Origin of the sequence: Pseudomonas sp. B2021 (assembly GCF_018135665.1) — a bacterium.
GTDB lineage: Bacteria > Pseudomonadota > Gammaproteobacteria > Pseudomonadales > Pseudomonadaceae > Aquipseudomonas > Aquipseudomonas lactis.
In genome coordinates this window covers 3,870,931-3,888,781 of the sequence record NZ_SMOF01000001.1, presented here as the reverse complement: position 1 = coordinate 3,888,781, position 17,851 = coordinate 3,870,931, and the positions used below count along the sequence as shown (strand labels likewise).

At 60.6% G+C, this 17,851-nt stretch carries 16 protein-coding genes and 1 pseudogene; 6 read left to right on the top strand and 11 right to left on the bottom strand.

Going from position 1 to position 17,851, the window contains the following annotated elements:
• Positions 1 to 212 precede the first annotated feature (212 nt).
• From E1K68_RS17295 to E1K68_RS17280, 4 genes are read left to right on the top strand one after another with little or no spacing between them, the layout of a single operon-like run.
• A complete protein-coding gene (locus tag E1K68_RS17295; RefSeq protein WP_003192182.1) occupies positions 213 to 686 on the top strand; it encodes a MarR family transcriptional regulator in 474 nt (157 codons plus the stop codon).
• Complete coding sequence (locus E1K68_RS17290; protein WP_137204362.1) at positions 683 to 2,134, top strand: efflux transporter outer membrane subunit; 1,452 nt, start codon at positions 683 to 685, stop codon at positions 2,132 to 2,134. Before E1K68_RS17295 ends, E1K68_RS17290 begins: the two co-directional genes overlap by 4 nt.
• Positions 2,135 to 2,149: 15 nt before the next feature.
• The gene (locus E1K68_RS17285; protein WP_003192180.1) at positions 2,150 to 3,349 is read left to right on the top strand and encodes an HlyD family efflux transporter periplasmic adaptor subunit; all 1,200 of its coding nucleotides are present in this window, start codon (positions 2,150 to 2,152) and stop codon (positions 3,347 to 3,349) included.
• Positions 3,349 to 4,878, top strand: coding sequence for a DHA2 family efflux MFS transporter permease subunit (locus E1K68_RS17280; RefSeq protein ID WP_003192178.1), 1,530 nt, complete (start codon positions 3,349 to 3,351; stop codon positions 4,876 to 4,878). The genes E1K68_RS17285 and E1K68_RS17280 overlap by 1 nt, the downstream gene beginning before the upstream one ends.
• Before the next feature lie 138 nt (positions 4,879 to 5,016).
• Here the strand turns inward: E1K68_RS17280 and lpxH are convergent, their stop codons facing one another.
• On the bottom strand, positions 5,017 to 5,766 hold the full coding sequence (gene lpxH / locus E1K68_RS17275) for a UDP-2,3-diacylglucosamine diphosphatase (RefSeq protein ID WP_212614465.1): 750 nt from the start codon (positions 5,764 to 5,766) through the stop codon (positions 5,017 to 5,019).
• Positions 5,763 to 6,269, bottom strand: a complete 507-nt coding sequence (locus tag E1K68_RS17270) for a peptidylprolyl isomerase (protein WP_003192175.1) — start codon at positions 6,267 to 6,269, stop codon at positions 5,763 to 5,765. The genes lpxH and E1K68_RS17270 overlap by 4 nt, the downstream gene beginning before the upstream one ends.
• A 238-nt stretch (positions 6,270 to 6,507) precedes the next feature.
• Between E1K68_RS17270 and E1K68_RS17265 the strand changes: the two genes are divergently transcribed.
• Both E1K68_RS17265 and cysS read left to right on the top strand, forming a co-directional pair.
• The gene (locus E1K68_RS17265) at positions 6,508 to 8,208 is read left to right on the top strand and encodes a glutamine--tRNA ligase/YqeY domain fusion protein (RefSeq protein WP_003192174.1); all 1,701 of its coding nucleotides are present in this window, start codon (positions 6,508 to 6,510) and stop codon (positions 8,206 to 8,208) included.
• A 15-nt stretch (positions 8,209 to 8,223) separates the two neighbouring features.
• A complete protein-coding gene (gene cysS, locus E1K68_RS17260; RefSeq protein ID WP_034127906.1) occupies positions 8,224 to 9,606 on the top strand; it encodes a cysteine--tRNA ligase in 1,383 nt (460 codons plus the stop codon).
• A gap of 77 nt (positions 9,607 to 9,683) precedes the next feature.
• Here the strand turns inward: cysS and E1K68_RS17255 are convergent, their stop codons facing one another.
• The 9 genes and pseudogenes from E1K68_RS17255 to E1K68_RS17215 all read right to left on the bottom strand — a co-directional run bounded on the left by E1K68_RS17255 (position 9,684) and on the right by E1K68_RS17215 (position 17,570).
• Complete coding sequence (locus tag E1K68_RS17255; protein ID WP_094774521.1) at positions 9,684 to 9,986, bottom strand: hypothetical protein; 303 nt, start codon at positions 9,984 to 9,986, stop codon at positions 9,684 to 9,686.
• Positions 9,983 to 10,696 carry a DUF4225 domain-containing protein gene (locus E1K68_RS17250; RefSeq protein ID WP_057710340.1) on the bottom strand — a complete coding sequence of 238 codons (714 nt, stop codon included), beginning with the start codon at positions 10,694 to 10,696 and terminating at the stop codon, positions 9,983 to 9,985. Before E1K68_RS17250 ends, E1K68_RS17255 begins: the two co-directional genes overlap by 4 nt.
• A pseudogene (locus E1K68_RS17245) lies at positions 10,693 to 11,177 on the bottom strand (Hcp family type VI secretion system effector). Before E1K68_RS17245 ends, E1K68_RS17250 begins: the two are co-directional and overlap by 4 nt.
• 353 nt (positions 11,178 to 11,530) lie before the next feature.
• Complete coding sequence (locus E1K68_RS17240; protein ID WP_003192169.1) at positions 11,531 to 11,869, bottom strand: Na+/H+ antiporter subunit G; 339 nt, start codon at positions 11,867 to 11,869, stop codon at positions 11,531 to 11,533.
• Positions 11,866 to 12,144, bottom strand: a complete 279-nt coding sequence (locus E1K68_RS17235; RefSeq protein WP_003192168.1) for a K+/H+ antiporter subunit F — start codon at positions 12,142 to 12,144, stop codon at positions 11,866 to 11,868. The genes E1K68_RS17240 and E1K68_RS17235 overlap by 4 nt, the downstream gene beginning before the upstream one ends.
• Positions 12,141 to 12,629, bottom strand: coding sequence for a Na+/H+ antiporter subunit E (locus tag E1K68_RS17230; RefSeq protein WP_034133804.1), 489 nt, complete (start codon positions 12,627 to 12,629; stop codon positions 12,141 to 12,143). The genes E1K68_RS17235 and E1K68_RS17230 overlap by 4 nt, the downstream gene beginning before the upstream one ends.
• The gene (locus E1K68_RS17225; RefSeq protein WP_137204363.1) at positions 12,626 to 14,308 is read right to left on the bottom strand and encodes a monovalent cation/H+ antiporter subunit D; all 1,683 of its coding nucleotides are present in this window, start codon (positions 14,306 to 14,308) and stop codon (positions 12,626 to 12,628) included. The genes E1K68_RS17230 and E1K68_RS17225 overlap by 4 nt, the downstream gene beginning before the upstream one ends.
• Positions 14,305 to 14,649 carry a Na+/H+ antiporter subunit C gene (locus tag E1K68_RS17220; protein ID WP_003192163.1) on the bottom strand — a complete coding sequence of 115 codons (345 nt, stop codon included), beginning with the start codon at positions 14,647 to 14,649 and terminating at the stop codon, positions 14,305 to 14,307. Before E1K68_RS17220 ends, E1K68_RS17225 begins: the two co-directional genes overlap by 4 nt.
• Positions 14,649 to 17,570 (bottom strand): monovalent cation/H+ antiporter subunit A, encoded by a 2,922-nt coding sequence (locus tag E1K68_RS17215; protein ID WP_057710342.1) that lies wholly within the window; start codon positions 17,568 to 17,570, stop codon positions 14,649 to 14,651. Before E1K68_RS17215 ends, E1K68_RS17220 begins: the two co-directional genes overlap by 1 nt.
• Positions 17,571 to 17,851 lie beyond the last annotated feature (281 nt).

Genomic DNA, 17,851 nt, shown 5'->3' with positions numbered 1-17,851 from the left:
GCATCCTGAATGCACGCGGCGCCCGTGAGTTTTTCGCGAGCAAGCTCGCTCCTACAAAAAGCCTTAACTGGACTCTCCCTGAGTTGATTGCTGCCCAAGGCTCTAAGTTACTCAACTACCAAGCAACCTAATTATTCCATTTGACATTCGCTGCCTAAGCAGTAACATCTCGTCACACATTCACTGCCTAGGCAGTAATAAGGTGACTTTCGATGCCTCACTTCACCCCTGACAACTTCCACAACTGCCACCTCGGCCTGTTGCTGGGCCGCGCTGCGATTCTCAAGGACCGCATCATCGACACCCATATGGAACCCCACGGCATTACCGCCGCGCAGTTCAAGGTGTTGATCATCATGGCCCAGTTCGGCGTCGATACCCCGGCGGAGCTGTGCCGCAACCTGTCCCTGGACAGCGGTTCGATGACGCGCATGCTCGACCGGCTGGAGCAAAAAGACCTGCTTAGCCGCAAGCGTTCCGAGCTGGATCGTCGCCAGGTGCAGCTGGTGCTGACCACTGAGGGCCAACGCCTGGCGGACATGCTCCCGCACATCGGCGCCAAGGCGCTCAACCAGTTGGCCGGCGTGCTTGAGCCGGGCGAGCTGGAAACCCTGGAGCGGATCCTGAAAAAAATGCTGATCGCTGCGGGTGACCCCATCACGATCCAGCGGGTAGGTCGATCATGAATACACGCGCATTCAGCCTGGTGCTGGCGGCGATGACGTTGGCCGGTTGTGCCAATTACAGCGGCCTCGACACCCAGGGCCAGCGCCTCGACGCCAATACCCTGCACACCAGCAAATCCCTCAGCGGCGTGACGCTGTCGAGCGCGGCCTGGCCGGCCGCTGACTGGTGGAAAAGCCTGGGCGACCCGCAGCTTGACGGCCTGATCCAGGAAGCCCTGCAGAACAGCCCCGACATGCAAGTCGCCGACGCTCGTGCCCATCAGGCCGAAGCGGCGGCCTATGCCGCCAACGCGGCGCGCATGCCGACCCTGGATGCCAGCGCTGGCGTGAGCCGTTCGCGCCTGGCCAAGGACCAGGACCCTCGCGGGCAGGGCGATGCCTATTCGACCGTGCGTAACATCGGCGCCAGCTTCAACTACAACTTCGACCTCTGGGGCGGCCAGCGCGCCGCGTGGGAAGCCGCGTTGGGCGAGGCCCGCGCTGCCGAAGTCGACCAGCAGGCTGCGCGCCTGACCCTGGCCGCCAACGTGGCCAAGGCCTACAGCGACCTGGGCCAGGCCCATATCGTGCGTGACCTGGCCGTCGATGACCTCAAGCGCACCCGCCAGATGCTCGACCTGAGCAAACGCCGCCTGAGTTCCGGTATCGACAGCGAATACCAGTTCCAGCAGACCGAGAGCCTCGAAGCCAGCTCCCAGTCGCAACTGATTGACGCGGAAAAACAACTGCAAAGCGCCAAGATCGCTCTCGCCGTATTGCTCGGCAAAGGCCCGGACCGTGGCGACGAGTTGGCCCGCCCAGCGGTGCTCAAACCCAGCGCCGTGGCCGTGCCCGCGGTGCTGCCTGCCGAGTTGCTCGGCCGTCGCCCGGACCTGGTTGCCGCACGCTGGCGCGTAGAGGCCGCGAGCAAGAACATCGACGCCAGCAAGACCCGCTTCTACCCCAACCTCAACCTGAGCGCGAGCGCAGGTGCCGAGTCGTTGCTGGGCGATGCGATGTTCGGTTCGGCCAGCCGCTTCTTCAACATTGCGCCGACGATTTCGCTGCCGATCTTTGACGGCGGCCGCCTGCGTGCTGATCTCGATGCCCGCGACGCCGACTACGACCTGGCCGTGGCCCAGTACAACAAAACCCTGGTGCAAGCCTTGGGTGATATCGGCAACAGCCTGTCCCAACTGCGCGACACCGGGCGGCAGATCCAGGCCCAGCAACACGCGGCCGACATCGCGCAGCAGTCCTACGACACCGGGGTGCAGCGCTACAGCTCAGGCATCGGTAACTACCTGGATGTGCTCAGCATCGAGCAGCAATTGCTGCAGGCCCAGCGTCAGCTGGCCACCCTGAATGCGGCGCAGATCGACCTGTCGATTCAATTGATGCAGGCCCTGGGTGGCGGGTACCACGCCAACAGCGTGGCCGCGACCACCCCCGCAACACGCACGGAATAATTTGAGGTATTTGTCATGGCCACTGCCGACAGCAACAACGCAACCGAACAACCCAACGACACCAACCCCCGCAAACGCAAAGTGATGCTGATCGGCCTGGCGCTGATCGTCATCCTGAGTGTGGTGGGCGTGTGGGCCTGGTATGAGTTCTACGGGCGCTTCAATGAAAGCACCGATGACGCCTATGTGAACGGCAACGTGGTGGAAATCACCCCGCTGGTCACCGGCACCGTGGTCAGCATTGGCGCCGACGATGGCGACCTGGTCCACGAAGGCCAGGTGCTGATCAACTTCGACCCCAACGACGCCGCCGTCGGCCTGCAGAGTGCCCAGGCCAACCTGGCCCGCACCGTGCGCCAGGTACGCGGCCTGTACAGCAACGTCGATGGCATGAAAGCCCAGGTCAATGCGCAGAAAGCCGATGTGCAAACCGCCCAGGACAACTACAACCGCCGTAAAACCCTGGCCCAGGGCGGAGCGATTTCCCAGGAAGAACTGTCCCACGCCCGCGACAGCCTGACCGCCGCCAAGAACGCCTTGACCAACCTTGAGCAACAACTGAAAACCACCAATGCGCTGGTGGATGACACGGTGATTTCGTCCCACCCCGACGTGCAAGCCGCCGCTGCGCAACTGCGTCAGGCGTACCTGACCAATGCGCGCAGCACCTTGATCGCGCCGGTTACCGGCTACGTGGCCAAGCGCACTGTGCAACTGGGCCAACGCGTGCAGCCTGGCACCGCGCTGATGGCGGTGATCCCGCTGGACCAGCTGTGGATCGACGCCAACTTCAAGGAAACCCAACTGCGCGATATGCGCATCGGCCAGCCGGTGGATATTGAGTCGGACATCTACGGCAGCGACGTGAAGTACAGCGGCACCGTCGACAGCCTCGGCGCCGGCACCGGCAGCGCGTTCGCCTTGCTGCCCGCGCAGAACGCTACCGGCAACTGGATCAAGATCGTGCAGCGGGTACCGGTGCGCATCCACATCAACGCCGAAGAGCTGGCCAAGCACCCGCTGCGCGTGGGCTTGAGCACCGTGGTCAACGTCGACCTGCACGACCAGAGCGGCCCGGTGCTGGCGCAACAGGCGCCGCAAAAAGCCTCGTTCACCACCAACGTGTATGACCGCCAATTGGCCGAGGCCGATGCCATGATCAACCAGTTGATCCATGACAACAGCGTCGCCGCTCCCAAGGCTGCGCAACGCTGATGAGCAATAACGCCTCGTTCACGCCACCCAGCCTGTTGATGGCCACTATTGGCCTGTCGCTGGCGACCTTTATGCAGGTGCTCGACACTACCATCGCCAACGTGGCGTTGCCGACGATCTCCGGCAACCTGGGGGTGAGTTCGGAGCAGGGCACCTGGGTGATCACTTCGTTTGCGGTGAGCAACGCCATCGCCTTGCCGCTCACCGGTTGGTTGAGCCGGCGCTTTGGCGAGGTGAAGCTGTTTTTGTGGGCGACCCTGCTGTTTGTGCTGGCGTCGTTCCTGTGCGGTATCTCTACCTCTATGCCTGAGTTGATCGGCTTTCGCGTGCTGCAAGGCTTGGTCGCCGGGCCGTTGTACCCGATGACGCAGACGCTGTTGATTGCGGTCTACCCACCGGCCAAGCGCGGCATGGCCTTGGCGTTATTGGCGATGGTCACGGTGGTAGCGCCGATTGCGGGTCCCATCCTCGGTGGCTGGATCACCGACAGTTACAGCTGGCCGTGGATCTTTTTCATCAACGTACCCATCGGGATTTTTGCGGTGATGGTGGTGCGTGCGCAGCTGAAAAAACGCCCGGTGGTCACCAGCTACCAGCCGATGGACTACGTTGGGCTGCTGAGCCTGATTGTCGGGGTGGGGGCCTTGCAGATCATCCTCGACAAGGGCAATGACCTGGACTGGTTCGAGTCCAACTTCATCATCATCGGTGCGGCCATTTCGGTGATCGCCCTGGCGGTGTTCGTGATCTGGGAGATGACCGACAAGCACCCGGTGGTCAACCTGCGGCTGTTCGCGCACCGTAACTTCCGGATCGGCACCATTGTGTTGATCCTTGGTTATGCGGGCTTTTTCGGCATCAACCTGATCCTGCCGCAGTGGCTGCAAACCCAGATGGGCTACACCGCCACCTGGGCCGGGTTGGCGGTGGCGCCGATCGGCATTTTGCCGGTGCTGATGTCGCCATTCGTGGGCAAGTACGCGCACAAGTTCGACCTGCGCCTGCTGGCGGGCCTGGCATTCCTGGCGATTGGCTTGAGCTGCTTCATGCGCGCCGGTTTCACCAACGAAGTGGACTTTACCCACATCGCCATGGTGCAGCTGTTCATGGGCATCGGCGTGGCGCTGTTCTTCATGCCGACCTTGAGCATCCTGATGTCCGACCTGCCGCCGCACCAGATTGCCGACGGCGCGGGGCTGGCGACCTTCCTGCGTACCTTGGGCGGCAGCTTCGCGGCGTCGCTGACCACCTGGATCTGGATCCGCCGGGCCGACCAGCACCATGCCTACATGAGCGAGAACATGACCGTCTACGACTCGACCACCCGCGATGCGTTGCAGGCGCTGGGTGGGGCAGGGCAGAAGGCCTATACCCAACTGGACCAGATTCTCACCAGCCAGGCGTACATGATGTCCACCGTGGATTACTTCACGTTGCTGGGGTGGATGTTCATGGGCTTGATGTTGCTGGTGTGGCTGGCCAAACCGCCGTTTACCGCAAAAGCGGGGCCGGCGGCATCGGGGCACTGATCCGCAAAAGTTAGAATGCAATCAAGTGTGGGAGCTGGCTTGCCTGCGATGCAGACACCTCGGTGTATCAGATGCACCGAGGTGATGCTATCGCAGGCAAGCCAGCTCCCACAGGTTGATCGGTGTTGTGCCAGAGGGTTATGCGCCAGGCAGCGCCAACTGCGGATTGACGAAGTCAAACGCCGCCAGTTGAAAGCCTTGCTCATCCACCTGCAATGCCCAGCCTTGCTTGTCCCAGTCCCCCAGCACAATGCGCTTGGCCGCCTGGTCGCCGATCTGCAACTTATGGATGGCGGGGCGGTGGGTATGGCCGTGGACCAGGGTGCGCACGCCAAACTGCTGCATCACCCGTGGCACTTCTTCAGGCGTGACATCGACGATGTCATTGGCCTTCATGCGCACCTGGGCGCTGCTCTCACTGCGCAGCTTGCGCGCCAGTTTGTGGCGTGTGCCCAAGGGCAGGTGGCGCAGGATAAACAGCACAATCGGGTTACGCAGGATGCGCCGCAGCTTCATATAGCCGAGGTCGCGGGTGCAGAGGCTGTCGCCGTGCATCAACAGCACAGGCTCGCCATACAACTGCACGACCGTCGGGTCCTTGAGCAAGGTAGCGCCTGCCGCTTTGCAGAACGCCTTGCCGATCAGGAAATCGCGGTTGCCGTGCATGATGAAAATCGGGGTGCCGCTGTCGCTCAGCTCACGCAGAGCCGCGCAGATGGAACGCTGGAAGGGGGTCATGCCATCGTCGCCAATCCAGGCTTCGAAGAAGTCCCCCAGAATGTATAACGCCTGGGCGCCACGGGCGCGGCCGTGGAGCAGATCCAGAAACGCCCGGGTGATGGCCGGGCGCTCCTCTTCCAGATGCAAGTCTGAAATCAGCAATATCACGCTTCGATGATCTCGGCTTTCTCGACGATCACGTCTTCGGCTGGAACGTCCTGGTGACCGGCCTTGGAGGTGGTCGATACGCCTTTGATCTTGTCGACAACGTCGGTGCCTTGGGTGACTTTACCGAACACCGCGTAGCCCCAACCCTGCACGTTTTTGCCGCTGTGGTTCAGGAAGGCGTTGTCGGCGACGTTGATGAAGAACTGCGCGGAGGCCGAATGCGGCTCCATGGTACGGGCCATGGCGACGGTGTACTTGTCGTTGGAAAGGCCGTTGTCCGCTTCGTTCTGGATGCTTGGACGCTTGTCTTTCTTTTCTTTCATGCCAGGCTCGAAGCCGCCGCCCTGGATCATGAAGTTACCGATGACACGGTGGAAAACCGTGTTTTCGTAGTGGCCGGCTTTGACGTATTCGATGAAGTTGGCGACGGTGATCGGCGCTTTATCGGCGTTCAGCTCGATGACGATGTCACCGTGGTTGGTGGTCAGTTTGACTTGAGTCATGTTCACTACTCTTTTCAGGGAATTCGTGGGTGTGGGCGCGTGGGCACCTTACCTGTCTGGCTAAACGACGGCCAAGGCGCGCAGTTTAGCCTGCCCGGCAGGAATTTCGAGGTGGTTTTTTACCAGTGGTGCGTTAAATGCACCTGAGCCCTGTCAGCGCCTTGACAGCATCAGCTATGATAAGCCCTTTGTTTTGTCTGGCCCCAACCGGCCATGAACCTGTCTGTTCAAGGATCCTATGAGCAAGCCCACTGTCGACCCTACCTCGAATACCAAGGCCGGACCTGCCGTCCCGGTCAATTTCCTGCGCCCGATCATCCAGGCGGACCTGGATTCGGGCAAGCACACGCAGATCGTCACCCGTTTCCCACCTGAGCCCAACGGCTATCTGCACATCGGCCACGCCAAGTCGATCTGTGTGAACTTCGGCCTGGCCCAGGAGTTCGGTGGCGTCACGCACCTGCGTTTCGACGACACCAACCCTGCCAAGGAAGACCAGGAATACATCGACGCCATCGAAAGCGACATCAAGTGGCTGGGCTTCGAATGGTCCGGTGAAGTGCGCTATGCCTCCAAGTATTTCGACCAGTTGTTCGACTGGGCCGTCGAGCTGATCAAGGCCGGCAAGGCCTATGTGGACGACCTGACCCCGGAGCAGGCCAAGGAGTACCGGGGCACGCTGACCGAGCCAGGCAAGAACAGCCCGTTCCGCGACCGTTCGGTGGAAGAGAACCTGGACTGGTTCAACCGTATGCGCGCCGGCGAATTCCCGGACGGCGCCCGCGTGTTGCGCGCCAAGATCGACATGGCCTCGCCGAACATGAACCTGCGCGATCCGATCATGTACCGTATCCGCCATGCCCACCACCATCAGACCGGTGACAAGTGGTGCATCTACCCCAACTACGACTTCACCCACGGCCAGTCGGACGCCATCGAAGGCATCACCCACTCCATCTGCACCCTGGAGTTCGAGAGCCATCGCCCGCTGTACGAGTGGTTCCTGGACAGCCTGCCGGTACCGGCGCACCCGCGTCAGTACGAGTTCAGCCGCCTGAACCTGAACTACACCATCACCAGCAAGCGCAAGCTCAAGCAACTGGTGGATGAAAAGCACGTACATGGCTGGGATGACCCGCGCATGTCCACACTGTCGGGCTTCCGTCGCCGTGGCTACACCCCGGCGTCGATCCGCAACTTCTGCGACATGGTCGGCACCAACCGCTCCGACGGCGTGGTCGATTTCGGCATGCTCGAATTCAGCATCCGTCAGGACCTGGATGCCAATGCACCGCGCGCCATGTGCGTGCTGCGTCCGTTGAAAGTCGTGATCACCAACTACCCGGAAGGCCAGGTCGAGAACCTCGAACTGCCGCGTCACCCGCAGAAAGAAGAGCTGGGCGTGCGCAAATTGCCGTTTGCCCGCGAAATCTACATCGACCGTGACGACTTCATGGAAGAGCCGCCAAAAGGCTACAAGCGCTTGGAGCCGAACGGCGAAGTGCGCCTGCGCGGCAGCTACGTGATCCGTGCGGACGAAGCGATCAAGGACGCCGACGGCAACATCGTCGAACTGCGCTGCTCGTACGATCCGGACACCCTGGGCAAGAACCCTGAAGGCCGCAAGGTCAAGGGCGTGGTCCACTGGGTACCGGCCGCTGCCAGCATCGAGTGCGAAGTGCGCCTGTACGATCGTCTGTTCCGCTCGCCCAACCCTGAAAAGGCTGAAGACAGCGCCAGTTTCCTCGACAACATCAACCCTGACTCCCTGCAAGTACTCACTGGTTGTCGTGCCGAGCCATCGCTTGGCGACGCACAGCCGGAAGACCGTTTCCAGTTCGAGCGCGAAGGTTACTTCTGCGCGGATATCAAGGACTCGAAACCTGGTGCTCCGGTATTCAACCGTACCGTGACCTTGCGAGATTCGTGGGGCCAGTGATTTAAGGGAAACATCGTGCTAACGATCTACAACACGCTCAGCAAGACCAAAGAAGTCTTCAAGCCGCTGGATGGCAACAAGGTGCGCATGTACGTGTGCGGCATGACCGTGTACGACTACTGCCACATCGGCCACGGCCGCAGCATGGTTGCCTTCGACCTGGTGACCCGTTGGTTGCGTTTCAGTGGCTATGACTTGACGTACGTGCGCAACATCACCGACATCGACGACAAGATCATCAACCGTGCCAACGAAAACGGCGAGTCGTTTGATGCGCTGACCGAGCGCATGATCGCCGCCATGCACGAGGACGAGGCGCGCCTCAACATCCTCAAGCCGGACATGGAACCGCGTGCCACGGACCACATCCCGGGCATGCACGCGATGATCCAGACCTTGATCGACAAGGGCTACGCCTACGCACCGGGCAACGGCGACGTGTACTACCGCGTCGCCAAGTTCATGGGCTACGGCAAGCTGTCGCGCAAGAAGATCGAAGACCTGCGCATCGGCGCGCGCATCGAAGTCGACGAGGCCAAGCAGGACCCGCTCGACTTCGTGCTGTGGAAAGCCACCAAGCCGGGCGAGCCGAGCTGGGAGTCGCCCTGGGGCGCCGGGCGTCCGGGTTGGCACATCGAGTGCTCGGTAATGTCCACCTGCTGCCTGGGCGAGACCTTCGACATTCATGGCGGCGGCAGCGACCTGGAGTTCCCGCACCACGAAAACGAAATCGCCCAGAGCGAAGCTGCCACTGGCAAGACTTACGCCAATGCCTGGATGCACTGCGGCATGATCCGCATCAATGGCGAGAAGATGTCCAAGTCCTTGAACAACTTCTTCACCATCCGCGACGTGCTGGAAAAGTACCACCCGGAAGTGGTGCGCTACCTGCTGGTGTCCAGCCACTACCGCAGCGCCATCAACTACTCCGAAGACAACCTCAAGGACGCCAAGGGTGCCCTGGAGCGTTTCTACCACGCGTTGAAAGGCCTGCCCGCGGTGGCGCCTGCTGGCGGCGAAGCCTTCGTGGCACGTTTCACCGAAGTGATGAACGACGACTTCGGCACCCCGGAAGCCTGCGCCGTGCTGTTTGAGATGGTGCGCGAGATCAACCGCCTGCGCGAGACCGATATCGACGCAGCGGCGGGCCTGGCAGCACGCCTGAAAGAACTGGCCAGCGTGCTGGGCGTGTTGCAGATGGAGGCCGATGACTTCCTGCAAGCGGGCGCTGAAGGGCGTGTGGATGCCGCTGAGGTAGATGCACTGATCCAGGCACGTCTGGCGGCTCGCACCAATAAAGACTGGGCGGAATCCGACCGTATCCGCGACCAACTGACCGCGATGGGTGTGGTGTTGGAAGACGGCAAGGGTGGGACGACGTGGCGGTTGGCTGACTGACCGTTGATAGCTGCACGCTGAACAAAAAACGCCCCGACTGGTTCGGGGCGTTTTTTTACAAAAAATAGCGATGTCACTTAGCGTTTCCACCACCAGTTCAAGTCGCGTTTAACTGGGAGTGCGAGTGCATGAAGTATGAAGAACGCTAGTGCGATCCAGCCAATGATTGGATAGTTTTCAATGACTTCTGGATGAGTGCCGAAGTATAAGTATTTGTCAAGTTGAGCGATTTCCATATGTGTCATCATAAAGAAAATATTGACTGCTAAGCTGATATAGATTTTGGTATATCCAAGTCCTTTGCCTGAGAAGATAACTTTAAGGCAGTATGCGAATAATAATCCCAGTGGCGAGAGTATTAGAAAAGCCATAATAATCATTTTTTAGACTCTTCATGTAGTTGCTTTAATGTGATTGCATCTGTTGCGGCCTCCGCTGCCAGCGAAGTGGGTGCCATGGTTTTATAGGCTCGTATCCGGTCTGAATCCAAATACCTAAATAGACGCCAAGCATCGGGTTTGTATATATGCCGTACAGTACTGTAGATAGATAGGCTAATATCAACGGCGCCGTAGGCCATGTTTGCTTCCCGCTCTCCGTGACCGACGGCGGATGCAACTGATTGATATGCTGTACGAACCGGACCGACGGTATCGGATCTTCCTGTTACTAGGTTGTGTCCGCCTTCATATAAATTATTAGCCCCATGCGCCATCAATGGCACACCCGCAATGAGGCACAGGGTGCCCACCGACGCATAGCAAATTCCGGCACCCGTGGCTATTTGCAGCGCGCCCGCAACGGCTCCGATTCCATTTCTCCCAATCGCTATTGATTGATCCAGCAAACTACGCTGCTCTTTTTTAATCTCAATCAGCCCCTCTGCAACTGTCTTTTTTCCTTGCTCTACATCTCTGACAATACTACGAGCGTAGTAGGCAACCTCTCGGTTGAATATCGAACGATTAACGCCATCCTGTAGATGCCGGGCACTTATTGCACATGCATGATTGGTCAGTTTTGCAGCGGCTTGGCTGACGACCCACAAGTCATAAAAGTTCGGTGCTTGATTTTCTTTCTTTGATTTCATCGTCCGGTTTCCCATGAGCCATAGCCGCTGGTGCCCGCTAGATGATGTGTCCAGATGATTTCCCGATAACGAATCGACAGATGTTCCTGTGGGTCTACATCGTTCAGCAGGACGGAGTGGGGTACATCGACGGTGAGGCTGGCAATGATGCAGCCCCTGATATCGACGGTGTAGTATTTTTGGTGCTGGCCGAGCTGTGAAATGCGATAAAAGTTGATCACGCAGTTCAGTTCTTCTCGGTTGGATAACGCTACCGCCAGCAATGGCGAGGATTTACAATGTTTTTTGTGATAACCACCGGGCCGTGGGTGGAAGCTCTGACATTGCCGGTGTTGAGCATATTGTGATTGAAGGACATCACCATGATTTCGTCTCGGTGCCCCTCCTGGCACTTGTTGCCGATGGAGTCTTGGGTTGAGCAGCCAGCCGAGATCAGGCCTTGAGATTTTCCATTAATGGACATGTAACCGTGGTTAGCCATGGATGTGAATTTCCTGATGGGTTCGCCACAAACATACGGAAAAATGTAAATAGGAAATATCGGACGTTTCGCCTTTTTCAGTGCGAGCGGGATGTAGGATTATTCGTTTTTGTTTGAGATGAAAACGTCCCGTTATGCCGGGGAAATGACCACCACGCGTTCGCACAATCGGACAAGATGCCGGCTGAGCTGGCGCAATGGGCGGCGCGTATCCGCTCTTTTGCCTGGCGCTAAACCAAATGTGGGAGCTGGCTTGCCTGCGATAGCGGAATTTCAGTCAATGATGCTGTGACGGATAAACCGCTATCGCAGGCAAGCCAGCTCCCACATTTTTACTGAATTCGCCTGAAGAATCAGCGGCGGCTGCTGACTTCGGCGGGGACGTCATCACCGGCCATGCGTTTGCGGAACAAGGCCGTTCGCGCCAGCAGCAGTGTGGTGACCGGCACGGTGATCGCGAGCAAAATCGGAATCAGCCAGCCATGCAACACCGGCCCGGACTTGAGCACCGAAAAGTAGATGATCGACGCCAACGCCACGCTCCACGCCCCCAGCGTCGAGGCCAGTGCCGGTGGGTGCATGCGTTGGAAAAATTCTTTCATCCGCAGCAAGCCAATCGCGCCAATCAAGGCAAACAGGCTGCTGAGCAGCAGCAACGCCGCCACGATAATTTCAACCCATAACGGAATCATTCAATCACCTCGCCACGCAGCAGGAATTTGGCCAGGGCGAACGAGCCGACGAAGCCGAACAGCGCGATCAATAGCGCCGCTTCAAAGTAAGTGTCGCTGGCATAGCGAATACCCAGGGTCAGCATCATCAACATCGCCAGGATGTACAGGTAGTCCAGCGCCAGTACCCGGTCCTGGGCCGAGGGGCCTTTGAACAGGCGCACCAGGGTCAGCACCATGGCCAGGGAGAACAGGAACAGGCTGAACAGGATCGCATTGGCGAGCAGGGCGCTCATTCGAAGATCTCCATCAGGGGCCGTTCGTAGGCGTGCTTGAATTGCTGGATAAACGAGGCCTCGTCATCCAGGTCGAAGACGTGCAGCAGCAGGATGCTACGGTCCAGGGCCAGTTCCGACCACACGGTGCCGGGGGTCACGCTGGTGATCATCGCCAGCACGGCTAGGCCGTTGGCGTCGCGCAGGTCCAGGGGGATCTTGATAAAGCGTGAGCGCGGTGGGCGTGAGCCACAGGTGAGTACGCCCCAGGCCACGTGCAGGTTGGAGATGATCACGTCGAGGCCAACCCGGAAGAACAGGCGCACGATCACCCCAGGGCGACGGATGCGGATCGGCAACGGGCGCAATGGCGCCATCATCAGCGGCGCGAGAAAGCCCAGCAGTGCGCCCAGCAGCAGGTTGCCAGGGCTGATTGACAGGTTCAGCACCAGCCACAACACCCACAACGCCAACGACAACCAGGGGGCAGGGAACAGACGTTTCATGGCTGCACCTCCAGGGCGGCGGCCTTGGCTTCAGGGCTGGGCACTGGCCGGGTCGCGAGCACTGCCATCACGTAGTGTTCCGGGTTGTTCAGGCTGTCGGCGGTGGCCTGGGTGTAGCGCATCAGCGCTTCGGCCTTGAAGGTCAGCGCGATGCTCAACCCCAGCAGCAGGAAGATCGGCACACACTCGTAGCGGCGCAGCAGCGGTGATGGGCGTTCTTCCGGGGTCCAGAAGCGTTGGATGCCGAGGCGGGCGAAAGCGATGAGCGAGGCCAGGCCAGAGAGAATCAGCAGCGCCACCAGGCCCCAGGCCGCTGGGCGGATCGATTCGTCCACGGCGTTGCCCAGGCCCAGTGGATTGATCAGCGCACTCAACAGGCTGAGCTTGCCGATAAACCCGGACAGCGGCGGCATGCCGATAATCAGCAGCGCGCAGGCGATAAAGCTCAGGCCCAGGAAAGCCATGGTCCAGGGGATGACCTGGCCAATCACTGCTTTTTGCTCATCGTCCAGGTTCACGCCAGGACGCGGATGCAGCGATTCCATGGCTTTGGGCAGCGCATCAATCTCCTCATCCAGCGGCAGGTCGTTGGCCGAACGCGAACGCTCGATCAGCTCCGCCAGCAAAAACAGCGCACTCAGTGCCAGGGTGGAGCTGACCAGATAGAACAGCGCCCCAGCGGTCAGGCTCGGCTGGGCAAACCCGACGGCCGACAGCAGGATCCCGGCCGACACCAGGATGCTCAGGCTGGCCATGCGCTCCAGGCGCTGCGCCGCCACCATCGCCAGTGCCGCGCAAATGATGGTCGCCATGCCGCCGTACACCAGCCAGTCGCCGCCAAACAGCGCCGAGGCGCCGGCCTGGCCGGAGAACAGCAGGGTCCACAGGCGCAGCACGGTGTACACGCCGACCTTGGTCATGATCGCGAACATTGCCGCCACCGGCGCGCTGGCCGAGGAATAGGCGGGCGCCAGCCAGAAGTTCAGAGGCCACATCCCGGCCTTGGCCAGGAACGCCGTCGCCAGGATCGCTGCACCAGCATGCAACAGGCCGCGATCGGCCTCCGGCACCAGCGGTATTTTCAACGCCAGGTCGGCGAAGTTCAGCGTACCGGTGACGCCGTAGATCATCGCCGCGCCGATCAGGAACAGCGACGACGCCAGCAGGTTGATCGCGATGTAATGCAGCCCCGACGACACCCGCGCGCGGCCGGAACCGTGCAGCATCAGGCCGTAGGAGGCGGCCAGCAGCACCTCGAAGAACACGAACAGGTTGAACAGGTCGGCGGTGAGGAAGGCGCCGTACAGCCCCATCAGTTGGATCTGGAACAGGGCATGGAAGCTGGTGCCCGCACGGTCCCAGCGTGCCATGGCGAACAGCAGCGCGCTGACGCCTATCACCCCGGTAAGCACCAGCATCATCGCCGACAATTGGTCCACCACCAGCACGATGCCGAACGGCACCTGCCAGTTGCCCGGCAGGTACACGCCAATGGAGCCGGGGCCGCCTTGTTGCGTCCAGTACAACAGCAGGATGGCCACGCCCAGGCCGACGATGCTGGAGCACAGATTGATCTGGGCTTTGAGCGGGCGGCGTTTCTCGCCCAGCATCAGCATCAGCCCGGCGGTGAGCAGCGGCAGCAGGATCGGCGCGACGATCAGTTGATTCATCCACGTCATTCCTTGGGCTCCCGGCCGTCTACATGGTCAGTGCCGGTCAGGCCGCGGGATGCCAGCAGCACCACCAGGAACAACGCGGTCATGGCGAAGCTGATCACGATGGCCGTGAGCACCAGGGCCTGGGGCAGTGGGTCGGTGTAGTTGAGCAGGTCTTGGGGCACGCCGTCCTTGATGATCGGCTCCTTGCCGATAAACAGGCTGCCCATGCTGAAGATGAACAGGTTGACCCCGTAGGACAGCAGGCACAAACCCATGACCACCTGGAACGTCCGTGGCCGCAGGATCAACCAGACGCCGGAGGCCGCCAGGACCCCAATGGCTATTGCGATGACTTCTTCCATCAGGCGGCTCCTTCGGTTGCAGCAACCACTTTGGGCTGGTTGCTCGGTTTATGCGCGCGTACCGACTGGTGGCCGAGGGCGGTAAGCATCAACAGGGTCGAGCCCACGACCATGGCGTACACGCCGACGTCAAAGAACAGCGCACTGGCGATATGGATATCGCCCAGTAACGGCAGGCTAAAATGCCAGGTATGCGTGGTCAGGAAGGGGTAGCCGGCAAACAGCGCGCCCAGCCCGGTCAAGGTGGCCGACAGCAGGCCGAAGCCCATCCAGCGCATCGGCCGCAGGCTCATCTGCGCCTCGACCCACTGGGTACCGGCGACCATGTATTGCAGGATAAACGCCACCGACATCACCAGCCCGGCGACGAAACCACCACCCGGTTGGTTGTGGCCACGCATGAACAGGTAGAACGACACCACCAGCGCGATCGGCAGCAGCAGGCGCACCAGCACCGCCGGCACCATCATGAAGCCCAGGGCGGTGTCGCTGGCCTGGCGCGGGTTGACCAGGTCGGTGGCCACGTCCGGTGCCAATTGGCGCTGTTGCGCCGGCAACTGCATGCTTTCCTTGGACGGGCGGAAGCGGCGCAGCAGGGCGTAAACAGTCAACGCCACGGCGCCGAGTACGGTGATTTCGCCCAAGGTGTCGAAGCCACGGAAATCCACCAGCATCACATTCACCACATTGCTGCCGCCGCCTTCGGGGAGGGCACGGCTTAAGTAGAACGAGGAGATATCGTTGGGCGTCTGGCGGGTCAGCATCGCGTAGGACAACAGCGCCATGCCGCCGCCGACTACGGTGGACAGCAGCAAGTCACGCACCCGGCGAATTCGCGCCTTGCGCAAGGTGTTGGGCAATGGCCAAACTTCCTCGATACGCCGTGGCAGCCAGCGCAGGCCAAGCAGGATCAACACGGTAGTGACCACTTCCACCACCAATTGGGTGAGGGCCAGGTCCGGCGCCGAGAACCACACGAAGGTGACGCAGGTCATCAGGCCGCACACGCTGACCATGGTCAGGGCCGCCAGCCGGTGGTACTTGGCTTGCCAGGCGGCACCCAGTGCGCAGGCAATCGCCAGCAACCACAGGGTGACGAAGACGATGGAGCCCGGGATTTTCGGGCGGTCGCCCCAACTGAGGCCACTGTTGATCATCGGGATCATTGCGCCGATCACCGCCAGCAGCACCAACAGGAACAACTGGGTTTGCAGGCGCTTGGTGCTGATGCGTTTCTCGATCCGGCGCACGCCGCGCATCATCACCACCAGGCAGCGCTCGAACCCGCGCTTGCCGTTGAAGTAGCCGATCAGCGGCGGGTATTCGAAGCGGCCACGCTTGAGTTGCTTGCGCAGCAGCAGGTACAGCACCACGCCGCCGGTCATCGCCACCAGGCTCATGATCATCGGTGCGTTCCAGCCGTGCCAGATCGCCAGGCTATATTCCGGTAGCGTACCGCCCACCACCGGCAGGGCGGCAGCGGCGAGGATCGAGCCGACCATCTGGGCCGGGAAAATCCCCACCAGCAGGCAGGTGAACACCAACAGCTCAACCGGGGCGCGCATCCAGCGCGGCGGCTCGTGGGGCGTGTGCGGCAAGTCGGTGGCGGGCGGGCCGAAGAACACATCCACGGTAAAGCGCAAGGCATAGGCCACGCTGAACGTACCGGCGATGGTCGCGATCAGCGGCAGGGCGATTTCCACCCATTGGGTCGACGAGATAAACACGGTTTCGGCAAAGAACATCTCTTTGGACAGGAAGCCATTGAGCAACGGCACCCCCGCCATGGACGCGCTGGCGACCATCGCCAGGGTCGCGGTAAACGGGATCAGGCGCACCAGCCCGCTGAGCTTGCGGATATCCCGCGTGCCGCTTTCGTGGTCGATGATGCCCGCGGCCATGAACAGCGAAGCCTTGAAGGTGGCGTGGTTGAGAATGTGGAATACCGCGGCAACTGCGGCCAGTGGGCTGTTGAGGCCCAGCAGCAGGGTGATCAGCCCGAGATGGCTGATGGTGGAATAGGCCAGCAGGCCTTTGAGATCGTTTTGAAACATGGCGCAGTAAGCGCCGAGGAGGAGAGTGAGGGCGCCGGCACCGCCGACGATCCAGAACCATTCTTCGCTGCCGGACAGCGACGGCCACAGACGGGCCAGCAAGAACACGCCGGCCTTCACCATCGTTGCCGAGTGCAGATAAGCCGAAACCGGAGTGGGCGCCGCCATGGCGTGGGGCAGCCAGAAGTGGAAGGGGAACTGCGCGCTTTTGCTCAGGGCGCCGATCAGCACCAGGGCCAGCATGACCGGGTACAGCGAGTGCACGCGAATCTGATCGCCCGCCGCCAGCACCTGGTCCAGGTCATAGCTGCCGACGATATGCCCCAGCAGCATCACTCCCGCCAACAGGCACAGGCCACCTGCGCCGGTGACCATCAGCGCCATGTACGCACCCCGCCGCGCATCGGCACGGTGGTGCCAATAGCCGATCAGCAGGAACGAAAACAGGCTGGTCAGTTCCCAGAAAAACACGATCTGGATCAGGTTGCCGGAGATCACCAGGCCAAGCATGGCGCCCATGAACGCCAGGAAAAACGCAAAGAAACGCGGCACCGGGTCGTCCGGTGACATGTAATAACGCGCATACAGCGACACCAGCGTGCCGATGCCCAGCACCAGCATCGAGAACAGCCAGGCAAACCCATCCATGCGCAACACGAAGTTCAGCCCCAGGCTGGGCAACCACATGAATTCTTCGCGGATCACGCCACCGTGGGCGATCTGGGGGTAGAGCAGGGCGACTTGAATAGTACCGACCAGTGCCACAAGGCCGGCCAACAGGGATTCGGTGTTACGTGCGTTATGCGGCAGCAAGGCCGCCAGACAGCTGCCGATAAAAGGCAGAAGCAGTAGAACTATCAGGGACATAGGCTTCTAATCTGCGGGAGTTTGGGATGCATCATACGTGCCGCTTTCACGATCACCAAACGGCAAGATGTGGCAGGATCCTACAAGGTAGGCTGAAACTTCCCATTTGGCACTGTTTCAACCTCCCTCTGAACTGAAATGTCGACCCTGTGGGAGCCGGGCTTGCCCTAATGCCAGTCAGTCAAGCGGTCATCGCCTACTGTAGGAGCGAGGGGGACGCCTAGTTCTTGCTCGCGAAAAACGTCAACGATAACGCGTGTTTGCTGAATGAACGCGGCGCC

Excerpts from the sequence above, each read along its gene's own strand:
- E1K68_RS17295 (WP_003192182.1), top strand. The coding sequence starts at position 213 with ATGCCTCACTTCACCCCTGACAACTTCCACAACTGCCACCTCGGCCTG.
- E1K68_RS17290 (WP_137204362.1), top strand. The coding sequence starts at position 683 with ATGAATACACGCGCATTCAGCCTGGTGCTGGCGGCGATGACGTTGGCC.
- E1K68_RS17285 (WP_003192180.1), top strand. The coding sequence starts at position 2,150 with ATGGCCACTGCCGACAGCAACAACGCAACCGAACAACCCAACGACACC.
- E1K68_RS17280 (WP_003192178.1), top strand. The coding sequence starts at position 3,349 with ATGAGCAATAACGCCTCGTTCACGCCACCCAGCCTGTTGATGGCCACT.
- E1K68_RS17270 (WP_003192175.1), bottom strand. The coding sequence starts at position 6,269 with ATGACTCAAGTCAAACTGACCACCAACCACGGTGACATCGTCATCGAG.
- E1K68_RS17265 (WP_003192174.1), top strand. The coding sequence starts at position 6,508 with ATGAGCAAGCCCACTGTCGACCCTACCTCGAATACCAAGGCCGGACCT.
- E1K68_RS17255 (WP_094774521.1), bottom strand. The coding sequence starts at position 9,986 with ATGATTATTATGGCTTTTCTAATACTCTCGCCACTGGGATTATTATTC.
- E1K68_RS17250 (WP_057710340.1), bottom strand. The coding sequence starts at position 10,696 with ATGAAATCAAAGAAAGAAAATCAAGCACCGAACTTTTATGACTTGTGG.
- E1K68_RS17240 (WP_003192169.1), bottom strand. The coding sequence starts at position 11,869 with ATGATTCCGTTATGGGTTGAAATTATCGTGGCGGCGTTGCTGCTGCTC.
- E1K68_RS17235 (WP_003192168.1), bottom strand. The coding sequence starts at position 12,144 with ATGAGCGCCCTGCTCGCCAATGCGATCCTGTTCAGCCTGTTCCTGTTC.
- E1K68_RS17230 (WP_034133804.1), bottom strand. The coding sequence starts at position 12,629 with ATGAAACGTCTGTTCCCTGCCCCCTGGTTGTCGTTGGCGTTGTGGGTG.
- E1K68_RS17225 (WP_137204363.1), bottom strand. The coding sequence starts at position 14,308 with ATGACGTGGATGAATCAACTGATCGTCGCGCCGATCCTGCTGCCGCTG.
- E1K68_RS17220 (WP_003192163.1), bottom strand. The coding sequence starts at position 14,649 with ATGGAAGAAGTCATCGCAATAGCCATTGGGGTCCTGGCGGCCTCCGGC.
- E1K68_RS17215 (WP_057710342.1), bottom strand. The coding sequence starts at position 17,570 with ATGTCCCTGATAGTTCTACTGCTTCTGCCTTTTATCGGCAGCTGTCTG.